The organism is Neobacillus jeddahensis (genome assembly GCF_000612625.1).
Lineage (GTDB): Bacteria > Bacillota > Bacilli > Bacillales > Cytobacillaceae > Neobacillus > Neobacillus jeddahensis.
On the sequence record NZ_CCAS010000011.1, the window covers coordinates 71,978 to 94,612 of the forward strand.

The following is a 22,635-nucleotide window of genomic DNA, read 5'->3' on the forward strand; positions in this document are numbered from 1 at the left end:
ATCTTTTATGGATGGAACAAAAACGGTGCCACTTTTAAAAGAAAGGCCCCGATCACAGTTCCAGAAGCGAGTCCGATTGTAACCAAATATCTTTAAAGACGACCCCGCTTCTCAAGTTAAAGTGAATGCCTTTCACGGACGTATGAAAGGAGCTGCTAATAGTCTTATGCACTAGAAAAATGAGCGAGTCGTTGGCTTTGAACCCCTCTTCTATTTGTAAAAAAGCAGCCGCTCTTTCCGTTGGAGAATGCAATTGCAAAATTTGATCGATTGTCTGATCCAATCTGATTTTTTCCTCCTCATTTAGATGGGCACGGATAAAGCTAGAGGGATATTTAACTAGTTCAAGCTGCGACATTTCATTCTGACTTGCTGTTGCTTCAAATAAAATAAAGTCCGCTTGCCTTTGGTTCGATTCCAGCAGCATATCCTGCCAAGATACAATCGTCACATCTAGATAAATACCGAACTGCTCTAGCTCTTTTTTGAGCCAATAGGCATCAGGTGCATGTCTTTCATATGTAAAAAGCGCTAACCGCTCCCCGTTATAGGCACATTGAGATAAAAGAGCTTTTGCCTCTAACAAGGTATCCTGATTATTTCTTGAACCCAAATCCTTCTTCCTATACATGAATCCATCTGAAGGATAAATTCGGTACTCTCCTAATTCCTCAATTAGTTTTTGGCGATTAATAAGCAGGCTTAAAGCTTTGCGAAACAATGGATCGGATTGTGGACGGTTTTGATCCAGCAAATTGACGGTAAGCATGCTGCTCCCATGATAAAAATAGTCGATTTTATCCCAGCCCACCCCTTCTCTTGGGGTCTTCCTCTCACCCGTACTCACAAAGATTTTATCCCAGCCAGTCATTCCCTCATTCCATGCCTGCATATTGGAGGGTAGAATGATAATTTCAATTTTATCTAGGTGTGCTCGTCCTTGAAAATAAGAAGGGAACGCCTCCAAAACGCATATAGATTCTGTCTTTTTCGCGACTTTAAATGGACCTGTCCCACTAAATGGTTCGGTTTCAACATCATACGGCACAATCGAGGCAGGTGTGAAGCTAACAAATTGGGCGAATAATGTATTCGGTTTACTTAAATGGACTTCAACGATGTATTTATCTATCACAATGACCTGATCAACATTTTCCATCAACCATTGTTGTGAATGCTGCTCTTCACATTCCTTTAACCGTTTGAAAGAGTATACAACATCCTTAGCCTCCAACTCTCTTCCGTGATGAAATAAAATTCCTTTACGAAGATAGAATCTCCATTTAGTTGCTGTTTGATTGGACTCCCAGTGATGGGCTAAATGCGGCTTGATCTCACTCGTATCCAGGTCAATCGTTAGTAATGTACTGTATATTTGTTCAATCATATGCGCATCAAAATCATAAAACACATTGACTGGATCTAGTGTGTTAATGGGACGAAAAAGAGGGAATCGTAAAGAATCAATGATTCCCCTTTGGTAGCCAAAATAACGATTTAACCAATCAGAAATAATTTTTTTACCATCCAGGTCTCCTTTATACATACTAATTAAATCCAAAATGGTAGAAATACCACCGGTTGCCATGAGCTGATCTGCTTCCTTTAGTATGACCTGCTCGGGAAGCATTAAAAAAGTAATCGAAGACTTATGTCCCCTTCCTTTTCCCGAGGAAAAGATCAACCATTTTACATCAGCTAATCTAGTTAAAATGTACTTGGCATTTCGCGGTGTACAAAAAAGGATGGCCGCAATTTGCTCCATCGTTGCTTCTCTCGGCATACCCATTTCGACATCTTCAAAAGCCTGATATAACCGTATATAATCCTCCGCATTTACTTTCATCTGTCGGGCTCCTTAGGTTAAAAGTAGAATTTTTTCATCAATTTTTTACAATTTTTAAATAGAATGGTTTCCTTTATGATGATGGTAAACCATTGAAAAGGAATGATATTCATGGCGACAACCGCACGAAATGAAAAAGCAATCCCGAAAGCAGCTTTAGATAAATCCTTTTATCTCTTGCTTGGATCTGCTTTTCTTCTAACAATTGGGAATAAAGTCTACGAATTACTCCTGCCATTAATTATTTATGAATGGACTCATTCGTCTGTAGCGATGGCGTCGATGCGAACGGCAGAGCTTCTGCCTAATTTGTTCTTGGGCATCTTCATCGGGGTCATAGTCGATCGAGCTAATAAGAAAAAGTGGGTATTATCGATGATTGGCAGTCAAACCATTCTATTATTCTATATGTCCTATATTGTCCGATCAGAAAATACTAGCCTATTGTTGCTCTTCTATCTCATCGGTTTCTTGTTAATGACCTGTAATTATGGCTACTTTAACGCTCAAGTGAGTGTAACAAAATTAACGGTCCCTGCTGTTCAGTTAACTTCTGCTAATGCCAAGTTTTCCTTTATCGAAACCTTTATCGGAATCATGGGTCCCGGCTTAACAGGAATTATTTTACTTTTCTCTTATTATAATGGACTGCTGTTCACGGCGGTAGTCTACATGATTAGTTTTTTGTTAGTAACCCAGCTCCATCTTCAAAAACGGGAGAGGTCCATTCAGAACAGACATTTTCTTTCTGAACTGAAAGATGGCTGGCATGCCTTTTACAAAAATAAACCATTAGCGAAAATGTCTATCTTTATCTTACTATTAAATTCTAGTATGACAGTGGTAAGCACGACGGTGATTTTCTTTGCTAAAGACGATTTGCATCTATCTTCCTCTGTTCTGGCCTATCTATTATCGGTGGAAGGGTTTGGTGGATTAGCCGCTAGCTTACTCGTCAGCCGCTTTCGACGTCGGTTTGGCTTGGGCATCTTATTTGGACTATCCGCCATCATTAATGCCTTGTCCTATTTGGGGATGTACCTTTCTTTTCACCCGGTGCTTTTAACCTTGGCATTGTTCATTAATGGGTTCGCCACTACCATTTATAGTGTGACCGCTTATACATTTCGTCAGGAGCAAACTCCAACTGAGCTGATCGGACGAATTAGTGGAATCACCGGTAGTATCTTTCGAATCGGCATGCCGATTTCGATGGCTCTTTCCGGTTATATGATTCTATGGTGGGGAAGCAGCTCCGTCTTTCTAGCTGCATTTGTTTTTAACGTGATTATTTTTCTATTCTACCGAAAGTCTATGCTGTGGCGTGCAGAGTGATTTATCACCTATATTACTCGGGAATAAATTGTAATCTATCATCTTCGCACTTGTGTGGTGTCAGGCACCATGTTTTCTAATTAGCTGGTGCCTGACACCTTCCTTTTTTCACTTTATTTCAAAATGATCTGATGGCACTTTATTTAATAGTAATTGCGCTTGGTCTTTCGCATACATAAATAATCGATGCATCGGTCTCGTCATCGCTACGTACAACAATTTGATATCCAACTCTTCTTCCGTGTACGCTTCTTCTAAGGCTAGAATGAATACTGCATCAAACTCCAAACCTTTCGAAAGGTAGGAAGGTAAGATGACCACGCTGCCCTTTTTCATGTCTTGTTTTTCTTCTAATAGTTGAATCGGAAGCTGACTAGTTTCTAGCATGCTATATATTCTCTGGCACTCTTGGTCGGTTCTGCCAATAATCGCAATCGAGTGCAAGTCTTCCGCATGGAGTAAGTGAATTTCCTGTTCTAGTACCTGTCTAAGCCCTGGTAAATTGGCAGGGTCAATTTTTGTAAACCGCGGTTTGTCGCCATGCCGAATGACGGGTTCTACCTTTGGCAAGTCTTTATCCATAAGCGTTAGAATATCATTAGCTACATGCATGATCTCGACCGTTGTTCGATAACTCTTCTGCAGGGTTTGATAATTGGCATTCGGGAAAATTTCCGTTACCAAAGGTTCCCAGCTGTCTAATCCTCGATAGGAATGAATCCCCTGGGCTAAATCACCCACGATCGTAAACAAATCGGTTTCAAACCCTTCTTTTAGTGCGGCAAATTGAAAATAGCTGTAATCTTGTGCCTCATCAATGAAAATACTTTTCATCTTATATGGTTCTTCGATTCCTTCTAGCTTTGCCTTCATATAAAATAACGGAGCTAAATCCTCCAGCTCAAGCGCTTTTTTGGCAAAGATTTTGTGACAATACTGACTTAATCGCTTGCATTCATTTTCAGCTAGAGTTGGTGCATACTGCTGCAACAGGTCAGGTGACGTCATCAGTTCTTGATAGAGAGTAAAAATATCCCTTTTCACAAAAGAATCCATATACTTTTTTACCGCGATCTTCGACTCTTGTTGGACGGCACTCAGTCTTTTTTCTTTTGTATCCATGAGGGACACGACTATTTTTCTTCTTTTTTCCGAGTCCAAGCGGCTGCTATAAAGAGCCTTATCTAGAGCATCATCATATTTTTTATTAATTTTGGTCAGTATGATCGATTTCTTTATCCTTACATCATTGGATAATAGGTTTTTAATTTTATCTATCCTTTTATAAATCGGTAAGTATATATATTCTTTTAAAAAAAGTCTCTTGATATTTTGCCCCTTCATTAGACGTGTTTTTTCAATGATGAAGTCCTCTGAAGGTGCTAAACTTTGTTCAATTTCCCGCAAAAAGCGATCGATTACCCCCTTAAATTCCAAAGATCCTTTATAGCTTGTGACCCATTGGATCCATTTTGATTTTTCTTCCCCTTTGATTAAGGCCATTAATTTCGAATTGGGGGATAGTAATTTAATTTTCTTGCCTAAACACTTTCTCATAAAGTCGATATAGGTGGTTTGTTTGATTTTGTTTACCCCTAAATCAGGCAAAACAGCGGAAATATAGTCGATAAACAAGCGATTCGGTGCAAGAATCATTAATTTTTCTGGAGGAAAACGATACCCGGATGAGTAAAGAAAGTAAGAAATTCGGTGGAGAGCAATGGTTGTTTTTCCACTTCCAGCCGCTCCTTGAACGATAATGGGATGTTTAAGAGAGGCGCGGATCACTTCATTTTGTTCATTTTGGATTGTGGCGACAATTTCGTTTAAGCGATTGTCTGCTTTTCCTGATAGGGATTTCTGCAACAATTCATCATGTGTGGTTAAGTCGATATCTCGAATCTCTTTCAGTAAACCGTCTTCGATTTCATATTGTCGCTTAAGAGATAAATAACCACTTTGTTTTTCCCCATAGGCGTCGTACGTGACATTCCCAAGCCGACCATCGTAGTAAACATTGGCAATTGGTGAGCGCCAGTCCACGATTATCGGGATTTGATTAACTCGGTCGAACAAGGAGACTTTCCCAATATATAAAATTTCTTCATGGGCGTCACCGCTGCTGGTAAAATTGATTCTGGAAAAGTACGGTTTACCAATGACACTGGCTAACCTCTCCAATTCTGTTTCAGCCAATTCTAAATACTGCGCATTGGTGAGAAGGGTCATGTAGCTTAAACTACTCTCAGAAGTATCCAGATCCGCAAAGGCTTCCTTTAAATTCTCGACAATCTGCTCTTTATTCCCCTTCGACATTTCCAACACACTTTGAATATACTCCTTCGTAAACTCTAAATGCTCAACCTCTGTCTGGTAATCCTTATGATCACGAACTGAACTTTCCATTAGTCACCTCTCAATGAACCAGGGGGACGGTTCTTCTGGCTTTTTTTCAAATAGGACCACAAGAACCGTCCCCCTGGTCCTCCTCAACAAAAAGAAACATCTACAAATTTTTGCAGATGCCGTTTTTTATTATGAAGTTATATTTTACCATTTGATGATCGTTTATTCAATCATCATTTTCGATGAAATCTTATTTTATCAGGCAATAGTATCTCCTTTCTATCATAGGAATAGAAAAAGGACGAATATGATTAGGCAGGACAGTCTTTCAAGCACCTATTTCCTAAGATTGGGAGATCATAGCTATGAACAATCAACTGAAAATAAAAATTTTAATCGAGGATATAAATCATAATATAGAAATATATGAAAAAAGGAGAAAAAGCAATAAATATAAATCTTTATTTTTAAAAGTATCTTCTTTGATTGGTTCCGCCATTATCACTGTATTATTGGGATTAAAAAGTGCACAAAATAATAATTTTCTATCCGATATTACCCTCATTCTGTCTGCTGGAATTACCATCTTTAATGGAATTGAAGGCTTCTTTAACCACTTAGGATTATGGGTAAAAGATGTAACTACTTTAGCACATTTAAGGGAACTAAAAAGAGATTTTGAATTTTATATTGCAGGAGAACCCGAGGATGAAATATCTACGAAAATACTCACAACCTATAAAAATCGACTTCAAGATATATGTAAAAATGATTTAAAAAGTTGGGCAAAAATTAAAGAAGAGCAGCTTTTATCTGAGAAGGAGGAAGGAAGCCAAGGGGACGGTTCTTCTGGCTCTTAAACGGAGGTAGTCCACTAGAACCGTCCCTCTGGTCATTCAAGAAAAAATATTAATAATCCCCCAATTTTTATGTAATTTCCTATATAATGGGAAATTAGTCACATCTAAAAACAATAGGGGGGTTTTTATTTGGCACTATATTTTGGCTGGATGGGTTTTGTCATCATGGCATATTTTCTCGTTTCCGGAATCAACGGACTCAGAAAACGAAACCCAAGAGCAAAATTGAATTTCTTATGGATGCTAATCGGGCTAATCATTTGGTTGATTACATCTGGTAACTCATTTATCATGATCTTGTTTGCCTTTGGATTTTTGGCATTTATCTTTTTTCTTATCGCTGGAATCCTGGCACTCATTAAACGGAACGGAAAAGCGAAAAAGAGATTTCTTCTCATGTTAGGTGCATTGGTCATTTGGTTAGGAAGTGCCGCGATGCTTCCGAATGATAAAAAAGAGACCAATATTCAGGCATCTGAAGCAAAGATTAAATCAAAGGAAGATACGAAGGAAAAAGCTGCAGCTCTAGCTAAGGAGAAAAAGGAAGCAGAAGAGAAAGCTAAAGAAGAGGCCGAACAAAAAGCGAAGGCGGAAGCTGAGCTAAAAGCGAAAGAAGAAGCTGAAGCACAAGCGAAGGCGGAAGCTGAGCTAAAAGCAAAAGAAGAAGCTGAAGCACAAGCAAAGGCGGAAGCGGAGGCTAAAGCAAAGGCAGAAGCTCAGGCTAAAGCAGAAGCCGAAGCTCAGGCAATAGCTGAGGCAGAAACTAAAGCAAAAGCGGAGGCCCAGGCAAAAGCTCAACAACAGAAAGCCACCTCTTCCTCAACAACTGGACAAACTTCGTTTGCAAACTGCACAGAATTAAGAAAGGTGTATCCGAACGGAGTTTCTTCTGATCATCCTGCATACACGACCAAAATGGACCGGGATCATGATAATGTTGCTTGTGAGAGATACTAGATTAGTAAGAAGGCGTACTTATTTACGCCTTTTTTGTCTGTCGAAAAGTCGATTTTAAACGTCAAAATCGATACATATGATATAGTCCTTTTACATATTCGAACATTTTAATTACTATCATTTGAAATATGACAATGAGGTTTTAAATTCTGTCTTAATTAGTTATTTATTAATTGGAATGCCACCTCCTCAAATTTCCTTTTTTTGAGGTATCATTTAATTAATGATAACAAGATTTGCTAGTTCCATAGGTAATACAGTCTCAACATAATAATCTTCCGCTTTCCAGTATCTCTCCGAAAACTTTTTCAAATTATTTTGAGTTCCTGCACTTTCACGCTTAAATCTTTTATCTCGCGAACAATCGACATAAATCATATAATCAAAAAATGCTCTCCACTCACTGCGTTGAAGAAAAACCCCTTCAATGATAATTAGACAAGTATCAGGTAATTTGACGTTCTGAGCTCTTTGTGTATCAGAAATAGTTTCATATTTTAGCAGGCTAAGTTCCGTTGACGCTTTTAATTTTTTGAAAAAATTCTCTTTTAACCACTCTACATCCCATTGCAAAGAATAATACTCATACCATTCTTCGCAACCTGTGTTGTAGCGCCTTTTTCTCTCAACAATGTAATCGTCAATATGAAAAATACAAACATTTTTATTCATTTCCTGAAGTTGATGTTCAATATTTTTTACTAATGTCGTTTTTCCCGAACGGCTTAGTCCGTCTATTCCAAGTATCATTCTCTTCCCTTGCTCCATTTTCAGGATCATATTAAGGATAGTAATCATGTTAACTTCCAAATTCATCACCCCTAGTCCAAAAGAACCATCCCTCTGGTCCGTTATTTAGCTTTAATAGTGGAAATTGTAGTATATTTAACAGTGACAAGACAGATACTTAAAAAAACTCTAAAAGGGGATTAATTATGAAGTCTTGGACTGTGATAATAATACATATGGTTACAAGTTTCACCGCAATCTTTACTGCTATTGGATTAAACCGTCGGCAAGAAAATAAGCAAGACAAATACTTGTATTTTGCATTAATGATTGGAGGGTTTATCTGGTCCCAACTACAGACAGAGTATCTTATTTGGCGTATCAAAAAAGATACTAAAAAAACGGTTGGGAATTCCTAAAACCTCCTGCCCGATTAGTGGATTTAGAGTCCTTTAGTGCCAAATTGTTTTTGCAAAGAAAATGAAATGAGTTGAACTTTAAATCGATAATCTTATGGTTTCGAAATTTCCTCGTCGATTCTCCCAATTTTTGCTCGCGCACGTTCTCTAAGAGTTACTAGTTCCGTTTGTATACTAAGTATTTTCCCAATCTTTTGTTCAATTATCGCAAGTTGGTGATCGAGGACTTCTATGATTTCTGTCAATTTTGACTTTTGTTCTATTAGAAACAATTTCTGTATTTTTAATATACAAGGTAGCGCAAAAACTTACTCATACTTTCACATAGATAAAACGAAATTGGTAGTGGGGTGGACCAAGGGGACGGTTCTTATGGCTTTTAATGAATGGAGGTAATATTAACAAAAAACCTTGAGTACCCCAATAAAGGACTCAAGGTTTTTTGTTAATTATTATATTTACAAGAGAATAGTCACAGTTATAATTTGTCTAATATATTCTCATTCTCTGGTGCTTCGTTAAAGGTTAAAACCTCATCTACTGGTTGATAGGATTCGCCATAGAAACGGTGATCTTTATAGGTATGAATCATATCGTACGTTTTTTTCATGGCTTCAAAGATCAGTTCTTCAGATTCATTGTTAGGTGCCCAATAAAGGATTTCCATCTTATTAACCTCATTTGTTGCCAGAGATCTTCTCGCATAGCCGATAGACTCTGCATGCTCGAAGCCTTCACGTTTATAATAACGGAGCCTTTTTTCTGTATCACTGTCTTCATAATTGACGGGTTCCACTTCAAGTATAATCGGTTTTCCCTTACTTTTCATTTTTTCCATTAGTTTATGTCCCAGCCCCTGACCACGGGCATTTTTCGAAACGAATAGGTAATCAATAAAGACGAAATTCTCAAGTTCCACATACATTAACACATGATTGGGGCCCTCATCTTTATGATAGATCTCAGACCTCTCTTTTAGTAGGGTTTCCATATGCTCCTTAGATTTCATCTCTTCTACCGGAAAATATTGATTCAATTTTTCATACCAATGCATGGACATACTCCTTTATCCCATTGTAAATTTCATAAGGGAAGTATATGCTAATTTCTATATTTAATACTCATGAACCGGGGGGACGGTTCTTCTGGCTCTTTTTATGTGAAAGGACCACTAGAACCGTCCCCCTGGCACCCTTCTCCAAAAAGAAAAGGGCATCCCTGATAAAAAGAAAGCCCTGTTATATAGCACATATTCTGTTTGTTTTTAATGAGATAAGGCCACCAGAACCGTCCCCCTGGCACTCCTAGTCCCCATTATTTCCGCCAGAATTTCTTCTGAGTACTTTGTAAAGGCAGGATTCGCGCGCTGTCTTGGTCTTGGCATTTCAATCACTTGATCTACAGCCACATTCCCATCCTTCAACACAATAACCCGATCGGAAAGCATAACGGCTTCTTCTACATCATGGGTAACAAGGATCGTCGTCAATCGGTTCTTTTGCCAAATGGCTTCAATCAATCGTTGCATTTCCAGTCTCGTTAAGGCATCAAGCGCACCGAGTGGTTCATCCAAGAGTAACAGCTGCGGCTCATGGACTAAGGCCCGAGCTAAAGCAACCCGTTGCTTTTGACCGCCAGAAAGTGATGAAGGATATTGATGCGCACGATCCTCTAAGCCGACACTACGCAACGCTTCCAGCGCCTTTTCCCTCCAATCGCCAGAAAGACCCAGTCCAATATTTTGCAAGATTTTCTTCCAGGGTAAGAGCCGGCCATCTTGAAACATAATGCGGGCCGCTTCATTTAAAGATTGTAATTCGCTTCCATTCATCATGATCCGACCCCCGCCTGCTGCTTCCAAGCCAGCAATAATGCGGAGCAGCGTACTTTTCCCACAGCCGCTTTTCCCGACAATCGAGATAAACTCCCCTTGTTGAAAAGTAAGGTTTATTCCTTTTAACACAGAAAGGCTGCTGTATGATTTTTTGACATCCTTTAAGACTAATAATTCCTTCTGATCCATTTCCTCAGCCTACCTCTCTTCATCATTTTTCGTTCGCCCTTACGATAACTGCCTCCAGGAGAGCCATTTGTTTTCACATAATTTCGCCAGCCAATCAGACAGCTTTCCGAGTAAGGCATAAATTAAGATACTAAGGACAATAATATCCATTTGCATAAATTCGCGGGCATTCATCGCCATATAGCCTACTCCCGAATTGGCAGCAATTGTTTCCGCCACAATCAAAGTTGTCCACATAACCCCCAACGAATAGCGAATCCCAACCAGTATCGAAGATAACGCTCCTGGAAAGATGACGTGTGTAAACAGCGAAAAACCCTTTAACCCATAGGCCTGTCCCATTTCGATCAACCCTCGATCCACTGACTTAATACCATGATAGGTATTAATATAAACTGGAAATAGGACTCCTAATGCCACGAGAAATATTTTCGAGGTTTCATCAATCCCAAACCATAAAATGACCAACGGTAGTAATGCCAAATGTGGAATGTTCCGTAGCATTTGAATGGACGTATCAAACAGTAAATCAATGTATTTGAACAGTCCGTTAAATAATCCAAGGATAAAGCCTAGTGTTCCCCCGATTAAGAACCCAATTAATGCCCTCCATAAACTGATCGAGATATGTGTCGTTAATTCACCTGAAGCAGAAAGCTTCACGCCTGCTTTCAATACCTCCGTCGGTGAAGGCAAAATCCTTGCGGGAATGATTCCTATTCCACTAAAACCTTGCCATACGATCAAAATAAGCGCCGGGATGACCCAGGGAAGCCATTTTTCTCCCCTTTTTTTATCTATTTTCACTTTCTTCATTGCTCCATCACTGCCTTCGAAATCGAAATCTTCTTAGGAATAATCTCTAGCTTGTAAAATAAATCAGCTAGTTCTTGCTGCTCTTCGATGATTTCCTCTGTTATTGCCTCAACGCCATATTCCCGTCGCTCCACTGCCTTGGTGACCGATTCCTCATCCATTTTCAATGCATCTGCAAGAAGCTTGATTAATTCCGGATGATGATTGTTCGCCCAATCCATCGACACTGTTACTTCTTCGATGATGGCGTCCATCACCTCTTTATGGTTACTGGCAAACTTTTCTGTTGCCACAAAGAAATCACGGTCCGTTGTCAGACCTTCACCATTCACAAGTAATCTAGCATCAGAATTTACTTCAGTCGATGAGGTATACGGATCCCAGACAACCCACGCATCCACTTGGCCCTGTTCAAAGGCAATGCGGGCGTTACCCGGTGTTAAATAGGCAGGTTCGATATCGTCAAGGGAAAGACCTGCTTGTTCGAGCGCCTTTACAATTAAATAATGAGAACTGGATCCTTTTGAAAAAGCTACTTTTTTCCCTTTTAAATCATTAACCGATTCGATCGTTGAATCCTTTTGTACTAAAATTCCGCTTCCTTCAAATTTTGACTTTCCTGCTGCCACATATTTCAAATCGGAACCCGATGCCTGTGAAAAAACAGGTGGTGTATTCCCCGTTCTTCCGAAGTCAATGCTGCCTGTATTCAACGCCTCAAGAAGGGAAGGACCATCTTGGAATTCCTTCCATTCTACCTTATATCCTAATTTCTCTAACCGTTCCTCCAGCGAACCTAAAGATTTCAGGATAAAAAGTGGTCCATTCTTTTGGTAGCCAATCCGAACCACTTTGTCTTCATCAGCTGCAGCATCACTGTCATTATTACTGCAGCCTGTTACCAACAGGAGCACCATCATGACCAAGCTCAGAATTATTTTCCCTTTTCGATTGAATTTCACTATTTTTCACAACCTTTATTTTCGTTAAAGTAAACTAGCGCATGTTTTTCGTTTTAAGATTTTGATCCCTGTGATCATTTAGCTCCTTTAAGCGATTCCGTTGAATTTTCCCTGTTGGCCCAACCGGAATCTCGTCCACTATATAGACTTCAGCAGGCCATTTATAGTTTGATAGTGACTTTTGGCAGTGCGCCATCACCATCTTGACGATTTTGTCAGGATTTTCCTGCCCGTTTTGACATGTAATATAAGAAACGACAATTTCTCCATACAGCGGATGAGATAATCCAATGACGGCAGCATCTTTGACTTCCGGAATCTGCCGGATCACATCTTCTACCTCATAAGGGCTGATCTTCTCTCCGCCTCGATTGATCATTTCTTTCATTCTGCCTACGATAAACACATAACCCTCTTTGTCGACATAACCAAGGTCACCTGTATGGAACCAGCCATCAAGAAAATCATTCTGATTGGCCGCTTCAATATAGTGATGAATGACATTATCTCCTTTAATTACGATTTCTCCCACTTTAGTAGGCAAGCATGGCTGGCCATTTGAATCAACAATTTTCAACTGTACCCCCACTGGCAAGCCAACAGAGCCTAAAACCCTTTTTCTTGGGGGCAATGGATTGACACAAATTTGACTAGCTGCCTCTGTCATTCCATACGATTGGATGACAGGTACATGAAACCTTTGTTCAAAGCGGCGGGCATTTACCATCGGCAGCTGCGAGGAGGCAGAACGGATAAATCGTAAATGACTTGAAATTTGTTGGGGGGGAGATGAATTCAACAAAATGGAAATGACGGCAGGAACAGCAGAAACCCAAGTCACGCTGTGTTCATTTATCACATTCCAAAACTTCGAAGCACTAAACTTTGGTGCGATCACAATCTTTCCATTAGACAAAAATGTCGACAACACCGCAACCACCTGAGCATTGATATGGAACAAAGGCAAGAAACAATAGGTAATGTCCTCGGCACTAAGTTCATGTGAATGAATAATATTCTCAATCGCAGCTAGTATTTGTCCATGTGTTAAGCCAACAGCTTTTGGATTCCCGGTAGTACCTGAAGTATAGAGCAATACAGCCAAAGAATCTTCTTCCGTCTGATAGGATATTAAATTTCTTATTTTTCCCCGTGCATTGCTTTCCAGCCATGTTACACCAGTTTGATCAAAGCGTTTTGTCAAAAATGATTTCGTATCAATCACGAAAATGGATCCCATTGAACAATCGGAAAAATCACTTTTTAATAGGATGTCAGCATGATAGCTGCCCATAAAACCACTCACTGGACGAGAGCGTTGAATGAAAGAAATCAGTTCGTATTCCGGCATATTTGGGTTAATCGGAACGACGATGGCTCCGTAATCAATGATCGCAAGGTATAGGCAGACAAAATGATAGGAATTCGCGTAGCTTAGTAAGATACGCTCTCCTTTCAGTACACCTGCACTAGCCAGACAATCTTGAACTCTAGCAATATCGGTTTGTATGTCGGTGGTAACATACCATTTTTCTTGATCGTGAATCATCGGTTTGGGTGATGCTAGCACATGTTGAAGTCGATCTGTTAAGACAGACATTGAATCATCTCCTTGTAATTACTTACATTTGACCAGGTACGGACACTGTTGTTGCTCGCTTCATTATTTTTGATTTTTTCCCGACAACATAGGAAAGGATGGGAATTTTATTGAGCCAGTAGGAAAGAAACATCGATGTTCCATACACAAACAGGATCGATAGTGGTAAAAGCACGATATACATCCATTTCACCTCTGCAAAAACGGGAACAATCTGTTTAATAATAAACAGCGGGAATGGCTGGACAAGAAACATGCCAAAGGATGTTTTGGAAGCCAGCATGATATAGCGGCTAAAGGACTGCCATTTTCGTTCCGTCCGATGATTTACCCACTTTCTTCCAAACATGAATAATGCCGCTATCACCAGCAGACTATAAGGGAGCAATAATGGCTGATGTGGCTCCTGTGCTTTATTTTCCGTTAACATTAGTACAAACCGGTTGTAATAATAGTAAGCCCACATGGCGAAAACACAGAAAACTAATGAAATGATAATAGTTTTGGCATGCTTGTCAATGAAATGACAAATCTTTTCGTAATGGCATGCCACCATCCCTCCTGAAATAAACCAGCATTGATAGGTCAAAACAAATACTCCATAGTGAGAAAATAAATACGGCCATCCAGATTGATCGATATGTGGGATGGCAAATTTATAGAATGACATTAAGGCAAGTTGGAATAGGACACTCCCTATAAAAATGTGAAGATGCCATTTTTCAAATTTCCTCAGCCCAAAAAGCAAGAAGGGAAAGACAAGATAAAATTGAAAACTGATTAAGACGAAATAAATATAAAACTCATCCCCCTGTAAAAGAGAGATTCCCCATTCTTTCATAAAAGTTAGAAATGAGCCATGTAAATCCAGCGAATAGGTACTGCGAAATAGGATATAGACTACATTCCAAAACAAATAAGGAATAGCGATTAAGAGAAGTCTTTTCTTCCAAAATGAAAATATATGAAACTCTTTCCGGTAGTAGGTGATAAACAATACCAATCCAGTAATAAACATAAACGCCATTCTCGTCACATGCATCGATGAGTGTACTGCTGACATGGCCAAAAAAGGGAAAGTCCCCTCTTCCATTTGGTGATTAAAAATGGTCATGGTATGTACAGAAAGAACACCTAGCATGATAAAAGTACGCATAAAATCTATTTCGTATAAATGTGTCTTTTTCAAAAAGAAAACTACCTCCTTGTCCAAAATACGGTCTAAACTTCCTTTCTTCTCCATTTAATCGAAAAAGTATGAATTTTTTGTTACCAAACTTTTAATAAAGTAGGACCTTTCTTTCAATCAACCGTTAAGTAGAAATAGAAAGGTCCCTTTATCACTTTGTTTTCCTTAAATGGAGATCAAAGAATTCTTGAACTTTGTTCAAAATGACAGGTTGTGAAAATCCCCCATGTCCTGCCCCTTCAATTTTGTACATCGATACTTCCACTTTTGCTTTTTGTAAGGCATGGAATAACAAGACACTTTGGTTAAATGGAACTCGTCGATCCCTATCTCCATGCATAATTAAAAATGGCGGGTCATCAGGCGTGATATAGGTGATTGGATTTGCAAGTTTTACTTTATCTAGGTTTTCCTGAACTGGGCCACCAATTAACGTTGATTCTGGTGAATCCGATGCGTCCACATCGATCTTCAAGGGAAATTTACTCATTTGCGAAAAGTCAGTTGGACCATACCAATCAACAACTGCTCGCACTCGACTATCTGTTCTAGTTGCTGTCCCGTCTTTTCCTTCGAGCGCTTCTACCCCTCCACTGGTTCCCACTAACGCGGCAAGATGTCCACCTGAAGAGCTGCCCCAAACGCCTATTTTTTCGGGATCAATATTAAACTGCTCTGCATTTTCCTTTAGATATCGAACAGCTGCTTTAATATCTTGGAGTTGCGCCGGAAATTTCGCTTCTTGACTTGTCCGATGTTCTACACTCGCGACAACATAGCCATTTTTTGCAAGCGGCACTAATTGTGGAATGAAACTAAAAGTCTTCTGGGGCTGATCCTTTCCCCAGCCTCCTCCTTTAATAAAAATAATCAAAGGAAGTGGTTTGTCCGCCTTTTTCGGGACTAATAGATGCAAGTGTAATGCTTTTCCACCAATCTCTGAATAAACGATATTGGGTCTCAAATCGACATGATTATCTTCCGCTTTTTTGGAATGAATCGTTTTAATCTCTAGTTCTCTATCTCCTAAATCAGCATCGGGACTGTTCCAAATCGTTCCGCTCAATAATATAATTCCTGTCACGAATGGTATTATTCTTATCATTCAATCACAACCGCCTCAGCTACAAGTTTAGACTGCTTTTCTTAAGAAAAACTTAATTTCTCGTCTTATTATTACCCGTTACTGAAAAAAAAACCAGAAACCAGGGGAACGGTTCTCATGTCTTTTTAAGGCGATGTACCACTAGAACCGTCCCCCTGGTCACATGAAAAAAGTTGCCTATGAAATAGGCAACTCAAAAAATTCTCTTCACCCTTTTAGTCTACAAAAACCCCCCAACCATCTGAAAAACCACCATGTGGTTTACTTAAGGAATTTAATTGATTCTGTATCTTTATTATTTCATTATAATTTAATAGCATTCTTTTTGAACAACTACATGCCCACTCATCCGTTTCATCATCTTGCTCTAAGAAACAATTGAAGCCTGCTCCTTTTAAGACTTCCGTTAATTTTTTACCTGTACTTTGATCAGGCACAGCCACAAAAAATTCAACTGATTGTGGTTTTTTGAAATTTATTCCTTCCTTATATAGACCTAGTAAAGCATTTCCATCCGCATCATTAGGGAATTTCATTCGTTTATCCTCCATATTCTAGTCCTTCATCGTTGTCATTATAAAACACTTCGTTCTTAAAGACTAATCATAAATTAAATTCATGACTCCCATGATGAAAAGTAATCATGTTCTTCCATCAACTATTCTTATCATTACTGATTTAACATAATTTTAACATCTACTTCATCGTCTCTTAAAATACTAATTATATAATGAGAATAGTTAAAACCAATACAATGATAGGAGGATTTCTTATGTACTTAAAAAAACTAACTCAAAATGGACTGATTACGATTGATTTTTACACAAATGGTGCTTTGCATACATTTAAAGGCCACGTTTATCGCCTGAATCTAAAAGATCAAATACTTTCATTAAAGGATGAACAACAAAAGTCTTTCTCCATCCGTTTATCAGCTATTAGACATATTTATTAACTTTGTTTCAACGTTATTGGATCATTGAAATTAAATATTCTTCGTTTTCTTCTTCATTTCTTCTTATATCTCTAGTCTAATTCCTGCAAAGGAAAATTAACTTTGAAGTTACATCTTTTGCTAGCGTTAATTTTCCACTTCCTACGAAAACAATCCTATGTATGTTTTAGTGTATCACTAGGGTTTTTAAATTTTAATTTAAGAATTCTTTTCTTACTAACCCCATCTATAAAAGTTTAATACCTTCATGATATACTAACAATATTCATACCAATAACCGTTCGTGTTACTCTTGTTGGAAGTTGTAGTATATTTATATAGGTTTTAATTTACTTTTTAGAACTATTTAGAGAAGGTGTTAAATTGCGTTTAGTTTCTATTGGGAATTGTTTCCCTGGTATGGTCGTTGGGAAACCGATTTATACGGAACTTGGAAGTGTTCTTATAGCTTCAGGAGTAACGCTGACAGTTGCAATGATCAATCGTTTACAACAAAGAAATGTATCGGTTTTATATATTCATGATGACTTAACCGATGATTTAGAAATTGAAGATAGTGTACCAATTGAACTTCGGGCAGAAGCGAATATTCGAATTAAAGAAACCTTTGATGAACTACTTAAAGGAAATAGACGTGATGGGAGGAGGATCAAGCATTTCAACATTGAAAGAATACAGAGTGTTCTTGATAGTCTGCTAAAAGAAGTACAAAGAACGAAAAATGTTTCCAGATTATTGAGTGATGTGTACATTCACGATGATTACACCTACACTCATTGTACAAATGTTACGATCTATACATTGGCGATGGCGATGGAATTAAAAATGACTAGAAAAGAAATAACGATGGTCGGCATGGGTGCTATGCTGCATGACATTGGTAAAATACATATTCCAAAAGAAATTCTAAATAAAAATGGACAGTTGACATCAGAAGAATTTGATCAAATTAAGAAACATCCGGAATTTGGTTGGGAAATTCTCCGGAATGAGCCATCTGTTCATACCATATCTGCTAATTGTGCCTATCAACATCATGAAAAGTTAGACGGAACAGGATATCCAAGAGGATTAAAAGGAAATGAAATTTCCCCTTTCGCTCGTCATTTAGCAGTAGCTGATGTATTCGATGCACTAACTTCCAATCGAAGTTACCGAAATGCTATGCTCCCTCATGATGCAATGGAAATACTGTATGCAGGAACTCACTCCCAATTCGATCCTTATTATCTCAAAGCTTTCCAAAAAGCCGTTGCTACTTATCCTGTTGGTGTAACTGTCACCTTGAGCACTGGAGAAACAGCTGTTGTAACGGAATATAAATTTAACGTTCCTGACCGTCCAACTGTTCGTGTGATTAAAGATCCGTACGGAAACAAATTGAATAAGCCATACGAAATCGCTTTATCAAATCAATTAAATATTACGATTACAGGGTGTGAAGCTATTCTATAATTATATTAATGAGGTTCCTTTTACGAGGAATCTCTTTTTTATACTAGTGTTTGCGAAAATAAAAAAACCTTTGATTCAAAGATAAATCAAAGGTTCTGAGTTTTATTTATAAGGTCTAACTAAGGACCAGTTCTTTTTCGCTTAAACCAAGTGTCTTTGCTGTTGATGTATGAATTTCATGAATCAGCTCAGGATTGTCCATTAGAGATATACCATACGAAGGAATCATTTTTTTGATCTTCGATTCCCACTCATTCATATATGTTGGGAAGCATTTTTTGATGACCTCAAGCATAACGTGAACGGCAGTAGAAGCACCTGGAGATGCGCCTAATAATGCAGCAATCGATCCATCAGCGGCAGTAATCACTTCTGTCCCAAATTGCAGTGTTCCTTTCCCCGCCTCTGTATCCTTGATCACTTGTACACGTTGGCCCGCTACCACTGTATCCCAATCCTCACTTTTGGCGTTGGGAATAAACTCACGTAATTCTTCCATGCGCTTTTCATTTGATAACATCACTTGCTGAATCAGATACTTCGTCAGAGATAACTCTTTTATCCCAGCCGCCAACATCGTGATGACATTATTCGGTTTTACAGAACCTATTAAATCAAAATTTGAACCTGTTTTTAAAAACTTAGGTGAGAAGCCGGCAAACGGTCCAAACAACAATGTTTTCTTGTTATTAATATATCTTGTATCTAGATGCGGGACAGACATTGGCGGGGCACCAACCTTAGCTTTACCGTAGACCTTTGCATGATGCTGCGCGACAACTGCCGGATTGTTACAGACCATAAATAGTCCGCTTACTGGGAAGCCACCAATGTGTTTTGATTCAGGAATACCAGTTTTTTGTAGTAAAGGCAGACTTCCTCCACCACCACCGATAAAGACGAATTTTGCCGTATGGCGCTCTATGTTACCGGTACCAATATTCCACACTTTCAATTCCCATGAGCCATCACTAGTACGTTTAATATCTTCAACACTATGGTTATAGTTGATCTCGACATGATGACTCTCTAAGTGATCAAACAACATGCGTGTTAAGGCACCAAAGTTGACATCCGTACCTGAGTCGATTTTTGTTGCCGCTATCGGTTCATCCATTGTACGACCTTCCATGATAAGCGGAATCCATTCTAATAGTTTTTCATGATCATCCGAAATTTCCATCCCTTGAAACAAAGGATTGTTTGACAGCGCTTCAAAACGTTTTTTCAAAAAGGTAACATTTTGTTCTCCTTCTACCAAACTCATATGTGGTAATGACTTAATAAAGTCCTGTGGATTACGAATCAGGTTGCTGTTTACCAGATATGACCAAAACTGTCGTGAAAGCTGAAACTGTTCATTAATATTAATAGCTTTACTAATATCTATCGATCCATCCGGTTTCTCGGATGTATAGTTAAGCTCACATAAGGCAGAATGGCCCGTTCCGGCATTATTCCATTCGTTTGAGCTCTCCTCACCTGCGTTTGCAAGTTTCTCAAATACTTTTATCTCCCATTCTGGTACTAATTCTTTTAAGAGTGTTCCTAAAGTTGCACTCATGATTCCGGCCCCGATTAAAATAACGTCTGTTTTAATTTCTTTGTTGTTCATTTTTATCAACCTTTTCTCCTAAAATTTCAGAAAAGATGTAAGCGTCACACACCTTCTCTGCCCCAATTAAAACCAAACAAATTATTTATTACTATTAATATCTTTATTATATGACAATTTTAAATTATTTTAAAGTTGGAAGTAGTAAGAAGTCTGTCAACTAAGTCCACGGGGACGGTTCTCATGGTTCATTTCTTGAACAAAAAAAAACATCCCCTTACTAGTGAAGGAGATGTTTTTACAGAAAGCAACACACCCCTCATTTGCATCACGGGGTCTTTTTACTTATATCGATATCGTCATTGTATTAATCTTGTATTCTCCAATCATGTGTGTAAATGTTAAAGCTTTGATTACGAATAAATCCAACCGTTGTAATACCAAGTTTGCTAGCCAGCTCAAGTGCTAATTCAGTGGGAGCAGATTTCGATAGTACCACAGCGCATCCCATCTTCGAGGCTTTGATTAAAATTTCACTTGAGATTCTGCCACTAAAGACAAGCACCTTATTGTCCGTTGGAATCGAATTCTTTAAACAATACCCATACAATTTATCAAGGGCATTATGCCTGCCGATATCCATTCGCATAACCACCAGCCCATTTTGGTCGCATAAGGCGGCATTATGAACGCCGCCAGTCCGCTTAAATGTGGAAGCTTCCAACTGCAAGCTATTCATCAATGAAATACAGTTCCGAGGTGTTAGTGATAAATGAATATGATGAAGCCTCTTAACTGTTAGCGCATCATTAACAAAATAGAAGCCCTGCCTCGACATTCCACAGCACGAGGTCACATAGCGTTTAGATCTAAATTTTCCAATTAAATCTGGCTGCTGTCTTACCTTAACATGGGCAAAACCGCGTCCTTCCTCGATCCAAAGTTCATCAATATCGTCATATTGTTTAATCACATGTTCTGATGCCAAAAAACCAATAACCATCTCTTCCAAATATTCCGGCGTACAGACCAGTGTAGCAAATTCTTCTTGATTGAGTTTAATCGTGATTGGAAATTCGGTCACAATCGTATCATCAGTTCGCGATAATTCCCCATCCTTAAATCGAACAATTGAAAAATTCGTTTCATTTTGCAGTAACAAATTTCTCACCCCTCGATTGGCTTTTCAAATACAAAGACCGATATCGCTATATCTTGCTCGATATTGATGTCTGAAAATAAATTTACTAATTTGGATTGAATGACTTCTTCCATTTCAATGGGCTTTTGTTGTTTATAATGTTCTTGAATCATTTTTGTCCGAGCCCGGTGGACTTGTTCAAATCCTTCGGGACTTTGCATAATAAACTTCTCAACCGGAGTAAGATTTCCCTTAAGGGTTGTGATCGCCATATTGTCACAGAATACTGTTTTAATGGATTCTGGGCCTTTGCCAAATAAATCTTTTCTTACTTTTCTAACAATCTCATTGAATTGGTGTTCTTTTTTGCTCAATGTACTGCCACCTCTTATGTTTTACATAACTTCGCCATTCATTTTTAGAAGGAGTTAATAGAATATAGCCAATAATCAGTAATAGGATAACAAGTGTTAATAATAGATTTTGCATCGCATCTGAACGATTTACAATAATGTATCGGACAGTTGCCGTGATTCCAATGTAAATTAAGTGACGAAGCGAGAACTGTTCACGCTTTTCCAAGTAAATAACAATCATAGTAAAGAAGGAAAGATACAGAAAAAAGTTTAATATTTGAGTTAATATTAAATGATTACTTTTTGATTCATAGATCGCATTGATGCCAATTTCGTAAGTTTGCATAATCATTAAATAGCTCAAAAGAAATAGTAACGCAACTAAAGTAAAGTTTTTGACTATCTGTGCGAACTTGATAATCAATTGGGTAAAAAGCTTAGGTTCCACTTATGTTTCCCGCTTTCTCGTAAAAAATCAATTGTAATAAGTATAGGGAGGGATTTCAATCCTTTAACCCTTCTCCCATCCCTTTAAGAAGATGAATCCCAAATAAAATGGTCCGATTGATATCAGGATCTTTCATCGCTTTAAAAAGATCCATCACCCCTGCCTTTTCTCCACTTTTTACACTTTCTTCCGCATTTTTCATTCCAGTAGATAGACCATTTACTAGTTTTTTTGTAAAAGTTGGATCCAACTCCGTGAGTGCACCTGCTGCAGCCATAGCGTTATTAATCAGATTCGTTACAGGCGGCCGTACCATTTGATCAACCGCTATCTTCGCGACCTTCTCTTTTGCTTTGACAAGGGAAACTACTGCTTCAAGGATGCCACTTTCATGTAGTTCATGGAGCAGAGCGATAGTTTGTTTTAATCCATCTGCATTTTCAATAATGTATTCCATTAAATGGTCTATTTTTTCTGAATGTAGTTCTTCTTCCGTCTTTTGTTTGTTCGCAAACATAGTTATTGGCTTTGCCACATT

22 protein-coding genes are annotated in these 22,635 nt (G+C 38.5%); 5 read left to right on the forward strand and 17 right to left on the reverse strand.

The genetic code is table 11. From position 1 onward, the window contains the following. Positions 1–52: 52 nt before the first annotated feature. Positions 53–1,846, reverse strand: coding sequence for an ABC transporter substrate-binding protein (locus TY15_RS07550; protein WP_040209231.1), 1,794 nt, complete (start codon positions 1,844–1,846; stop codon positions 53–55). Positions 1,847–1,957: 111 nt separating this feature from the next. Between TY15_RS07550 and TY15_RS07555 the strand changes: the two genes are divergently transcribed. Then, positions 1,958–3,181, forward strand: a complete 1,224-nt coding sequence (locus TY15_RS07555; RefSeq protein ID WP_040209232.1) for an MFS transporter — start codon at positions 1,958–1,960, stop codon at positions 3,179–3,181. 108 nt (positions 3,182–3,289) lie between these two features. Here the strand turns inward: TY15_RS07555 and helD are convergent, their stop codons facing one another. Then, positions 3,290–5,587 carry an RNA polymerase recycling motor HelD gene (helD, locus tag TY15_RS07560; protein ID WP_040209234.1) on the reverse strand — a complete coding sequence of 766 codons (2,298 nt, stop codon included), beginning with the start codon at positions 5,585–5,587 and terminating at the stop codon, positions 3,290–3,292. A gap of 305 nt (positions 5,588–5,892) precedes the next feature. Here helD and TY15_RS07565 point away from each other — a divergent pair, with 305 nt between their 5' ends. Both TY15_RS07565 and TY15_RS25105 read left to right on the forward strand, forming a co-directional pair. Next, positions 5,893–6,387 (forward strand): DUF4231 domain-containing protein, encoded by a 495-nt coding sequence (locus TY15_RS07565; protein WP_042374268.1) that lies wholly within the window; start codon positions 5,893–5,895, stop codon positions 6,385–6,387. A gap of 129 nt (positions 6,388–6,516) precedes the next feature. Then, entirely contained in the window at positions 6,517–7,344 is an 828-nt protein-coding gene (locus tag TY15_RS25105) for an excalibur calcium-binding domain-containing protein (protein WP_052353723.1), read from the forward strand. Between the two features lie 216 nt (positions 7,345–7,560). On the opposite strand, the gene TY15_RS07575 is transcribed toward TY15_RS25105, so the two are convergent. From TY15_RS07575 to TY15_RS07620, 10 genes are all read right to left on the reverse strand, one after another. Continuing rightward, positions 7,561–8,160 carry a kinase gene (locus TY15_RS07575; protein ID WP_392391385.1) on the reverse strand — a complete coding sequence of 200 codons (600 nt, stop codon included), beginning with the start codon at positions 8,158–8,160 and terminating at the stop codon, positions 7,561–7,563. Positions 8,161–8,584: 424 nt separating this feature from the next. After that, positions 8,585–8,737: a hypothetical protein gene (locus TY15_RS23520; protein ID WP_187373549.1), complete on the reverse strand. Its 153-nt coding sequence runs from the start codon at positions 8,735–8,737 to the stop codon at positions 8,585–8,587. 233 nt (positions 8,738–8,970) lie between these two features. After that, positions 8,971–9,546 carry a GNAT family N-acetyltransferase gene (locus tag TY15_RS07585; protein ID WP_040209236.1) on the reverse strand — a complete coding sequence of 192 codons (576 nt, stop codon included), beginning with the start codon at positions 9,544–9,546 and terminating at the stop codon, positions 8,971–8,973. A gap of 210 nt (positions 9,547–9,756) precedes the next feature. Continuing rightward, the gene (locus tag TY15_RS07590) at positions 9,757–10,515 is read right to left on the reverse strand and encodes an ATP-binding cassette domain-containing protein (RefSeq protein ID WP_040209238.1); all 759 of its coding nucleotides are present in this window, start codon (positions 10,513–10,515) and stop codon (positions 9,757–9,759) included. Between the two features lie 39 nt (positions 10,516–10,554). Then, entirely contained in the window at positions 10,555–11,331 is a 777-nt protein-coding gene (gene ssuC, locus TY15_RS07595; protein WP_040209239.1) for an aliphatic sulfonate ABC transporter permease SsuC, read from the reverse strand. Further along, on the reverse strand, positions 11,328–12,293 hold the full coding sequence (locus TY15_RS07600) for a sulfonate ABC transporter substrate-binding protein (RefSeq protein WP_244440897.1): 966 nt from the start codon (positions 12,291–12,293) through the stop codon (positions 11,328–11,330). Before TY15_RS07600 ends, ssuC begins: the two co-directional genes overlap by 4 nt. A gap of 34 nt (positions 12,294–12,327) precedes the next feature. Next, complete coding sequence (locus TY15_RS07605; protein ID WP_040209244.1) at positions 12,328–13,893, reverse strand: AMP-binding protein; 1,566 nt, start codon at positions 13,891–13,893, stop codon at positions 12,328–12,330. Positions 13,894–13,915: 22 nt separating this feature from the next. Further along, positions 13,916–15,082, reverse strand: a complete 1,167-nt coding sequence (locus tag TY15_RS07610) for an acyltransferase (RefSeq protein ID WP_040209245.1) — start codon at positions 15,080–15,082, stop codon at positions 13,916–13,918. Positions 15,083–15,233: 151 nt separating this feature from the next. Continuing rightward, positions 15,234–16,187 (reverse strand): alpha/beta hydrolase, encoded by a 954-nt coding sequence (locus tag TY15_RS07615; RefSeq protein WP_081799355.1) that lies wholly within the window; start codon positions 16,185–16,187, stop codon positions 15,234–15,236. A gap of 215 nt (positions 16,188–16,402) precedes the next feature. Then, positions 16,403–16,723, reverse strand: coding sequence for a ribonuclease E inhibitor RraB (locus tag TY15_RS07620; RefSeq protein ID WP_244440898.1), 321 nt, complete (start codon positions 16,721–16,723; stop codon positions 16,403–16,405). A gap of 236 nt (positions 16,724–16,959) precedes the next feature. Here TY15_RS07620 and TY15_RS07625 point away from each other — a divergent pair, with 236 nt between their 5' ends. Both TY15_RS07625 and TY15_RS07630 read left to right on the forward strand, forming a co-directional pair. Further along, positions 16,960–17,142 (forward strand): YolD-like family protein, encoded by a 183-nt coding sequence (locus tag TY15_RS07625; RefSeq protein WP_040209247.1) that lies wholly within the window; start codon positions 16,960–16,962, stop codon positions 17,140–17,142. Positions 17,143–17,505: 363 nt separating this feature from the next. Further along, positions 17,506–18,597: an HD-GYP domain-containing protein gene (locus TY15_RS07630; RefSeq protein ID WP_040209248.1), complete on the forward strand. Its 1,092-nt coding sequence runs from the start codon at positions 17,506–17,508 to the stop codon at positions 18,595–18,597. A gap of 115 nt (positions 18,598–18,712) precedes the next feature. Here TY15_RS07630 and TY15_RS07635 read toward each other — a convergent pair whose 3' ends face one another. From TY15_RS07635 to TY15_RS07655, 5 genes are all read right to left on the reverse strand, one after another. Beyond that, entirely contained in the window at positions 18,713–20,212 is a 1,500-nt protein-coding gene (locus TY15_RS07635; protein ID WP_040209497.1) for a malate:quinone oxidoreductase, read from the reverse strand. Between the two features lie 307 nt (positions 20,213–20,519). Beyond that, entirely contained in the window at positions 20,520–21,308 is a 789-nt protein-coding gene (fdhD, locus tag TY15_RS07640) for a formate dehydrogenase accessory sulfurtransferase FdhD (protein WP_244440899.1), read from the reverse strand. An 11-nt stretch (positions 21,309–21,319) separates the two neighbouring features. Continuing rightward, a complete protein-coding gene (locus tag TY15_RS07645; RefSeq protein WP_040209250.1) occupies positions 21,320–21,667 on the reverse strand; it encodes a Na-translocating system protein MpsC family protein in 348 nt (115 codons plus the stop codon). Continuing rightward, positions 21,639–22,097, reverse strand: a complete 459-nt coding sequence (locus TY15_RS07650) for a phosphate-starvation-inducible protein PsiE (RefSeq protein WP_042374273.1) — start codon at positions 22,095–22,097, stop codon at positions 21,639–21,641. The genes TY15_RS07645 and TY15_RS07650 overlap by 29 nt, the downstream gene beginning before the upstream one ends. Positions 22,098–22,152: 55 nt before the next feature. Beyond that, complete coding sequence (locus tag TY15_RS07655) at positions 22,153–22,632, reverse strand: helical membrane plugin domain-containing protein (protein WP_040209251.1); 480 nt, start codon at positions 22,630–22,632, stop codon at positions 22,153–22,155. Positions 22,633–22,635: the final 3 nt, after the last annotated feature.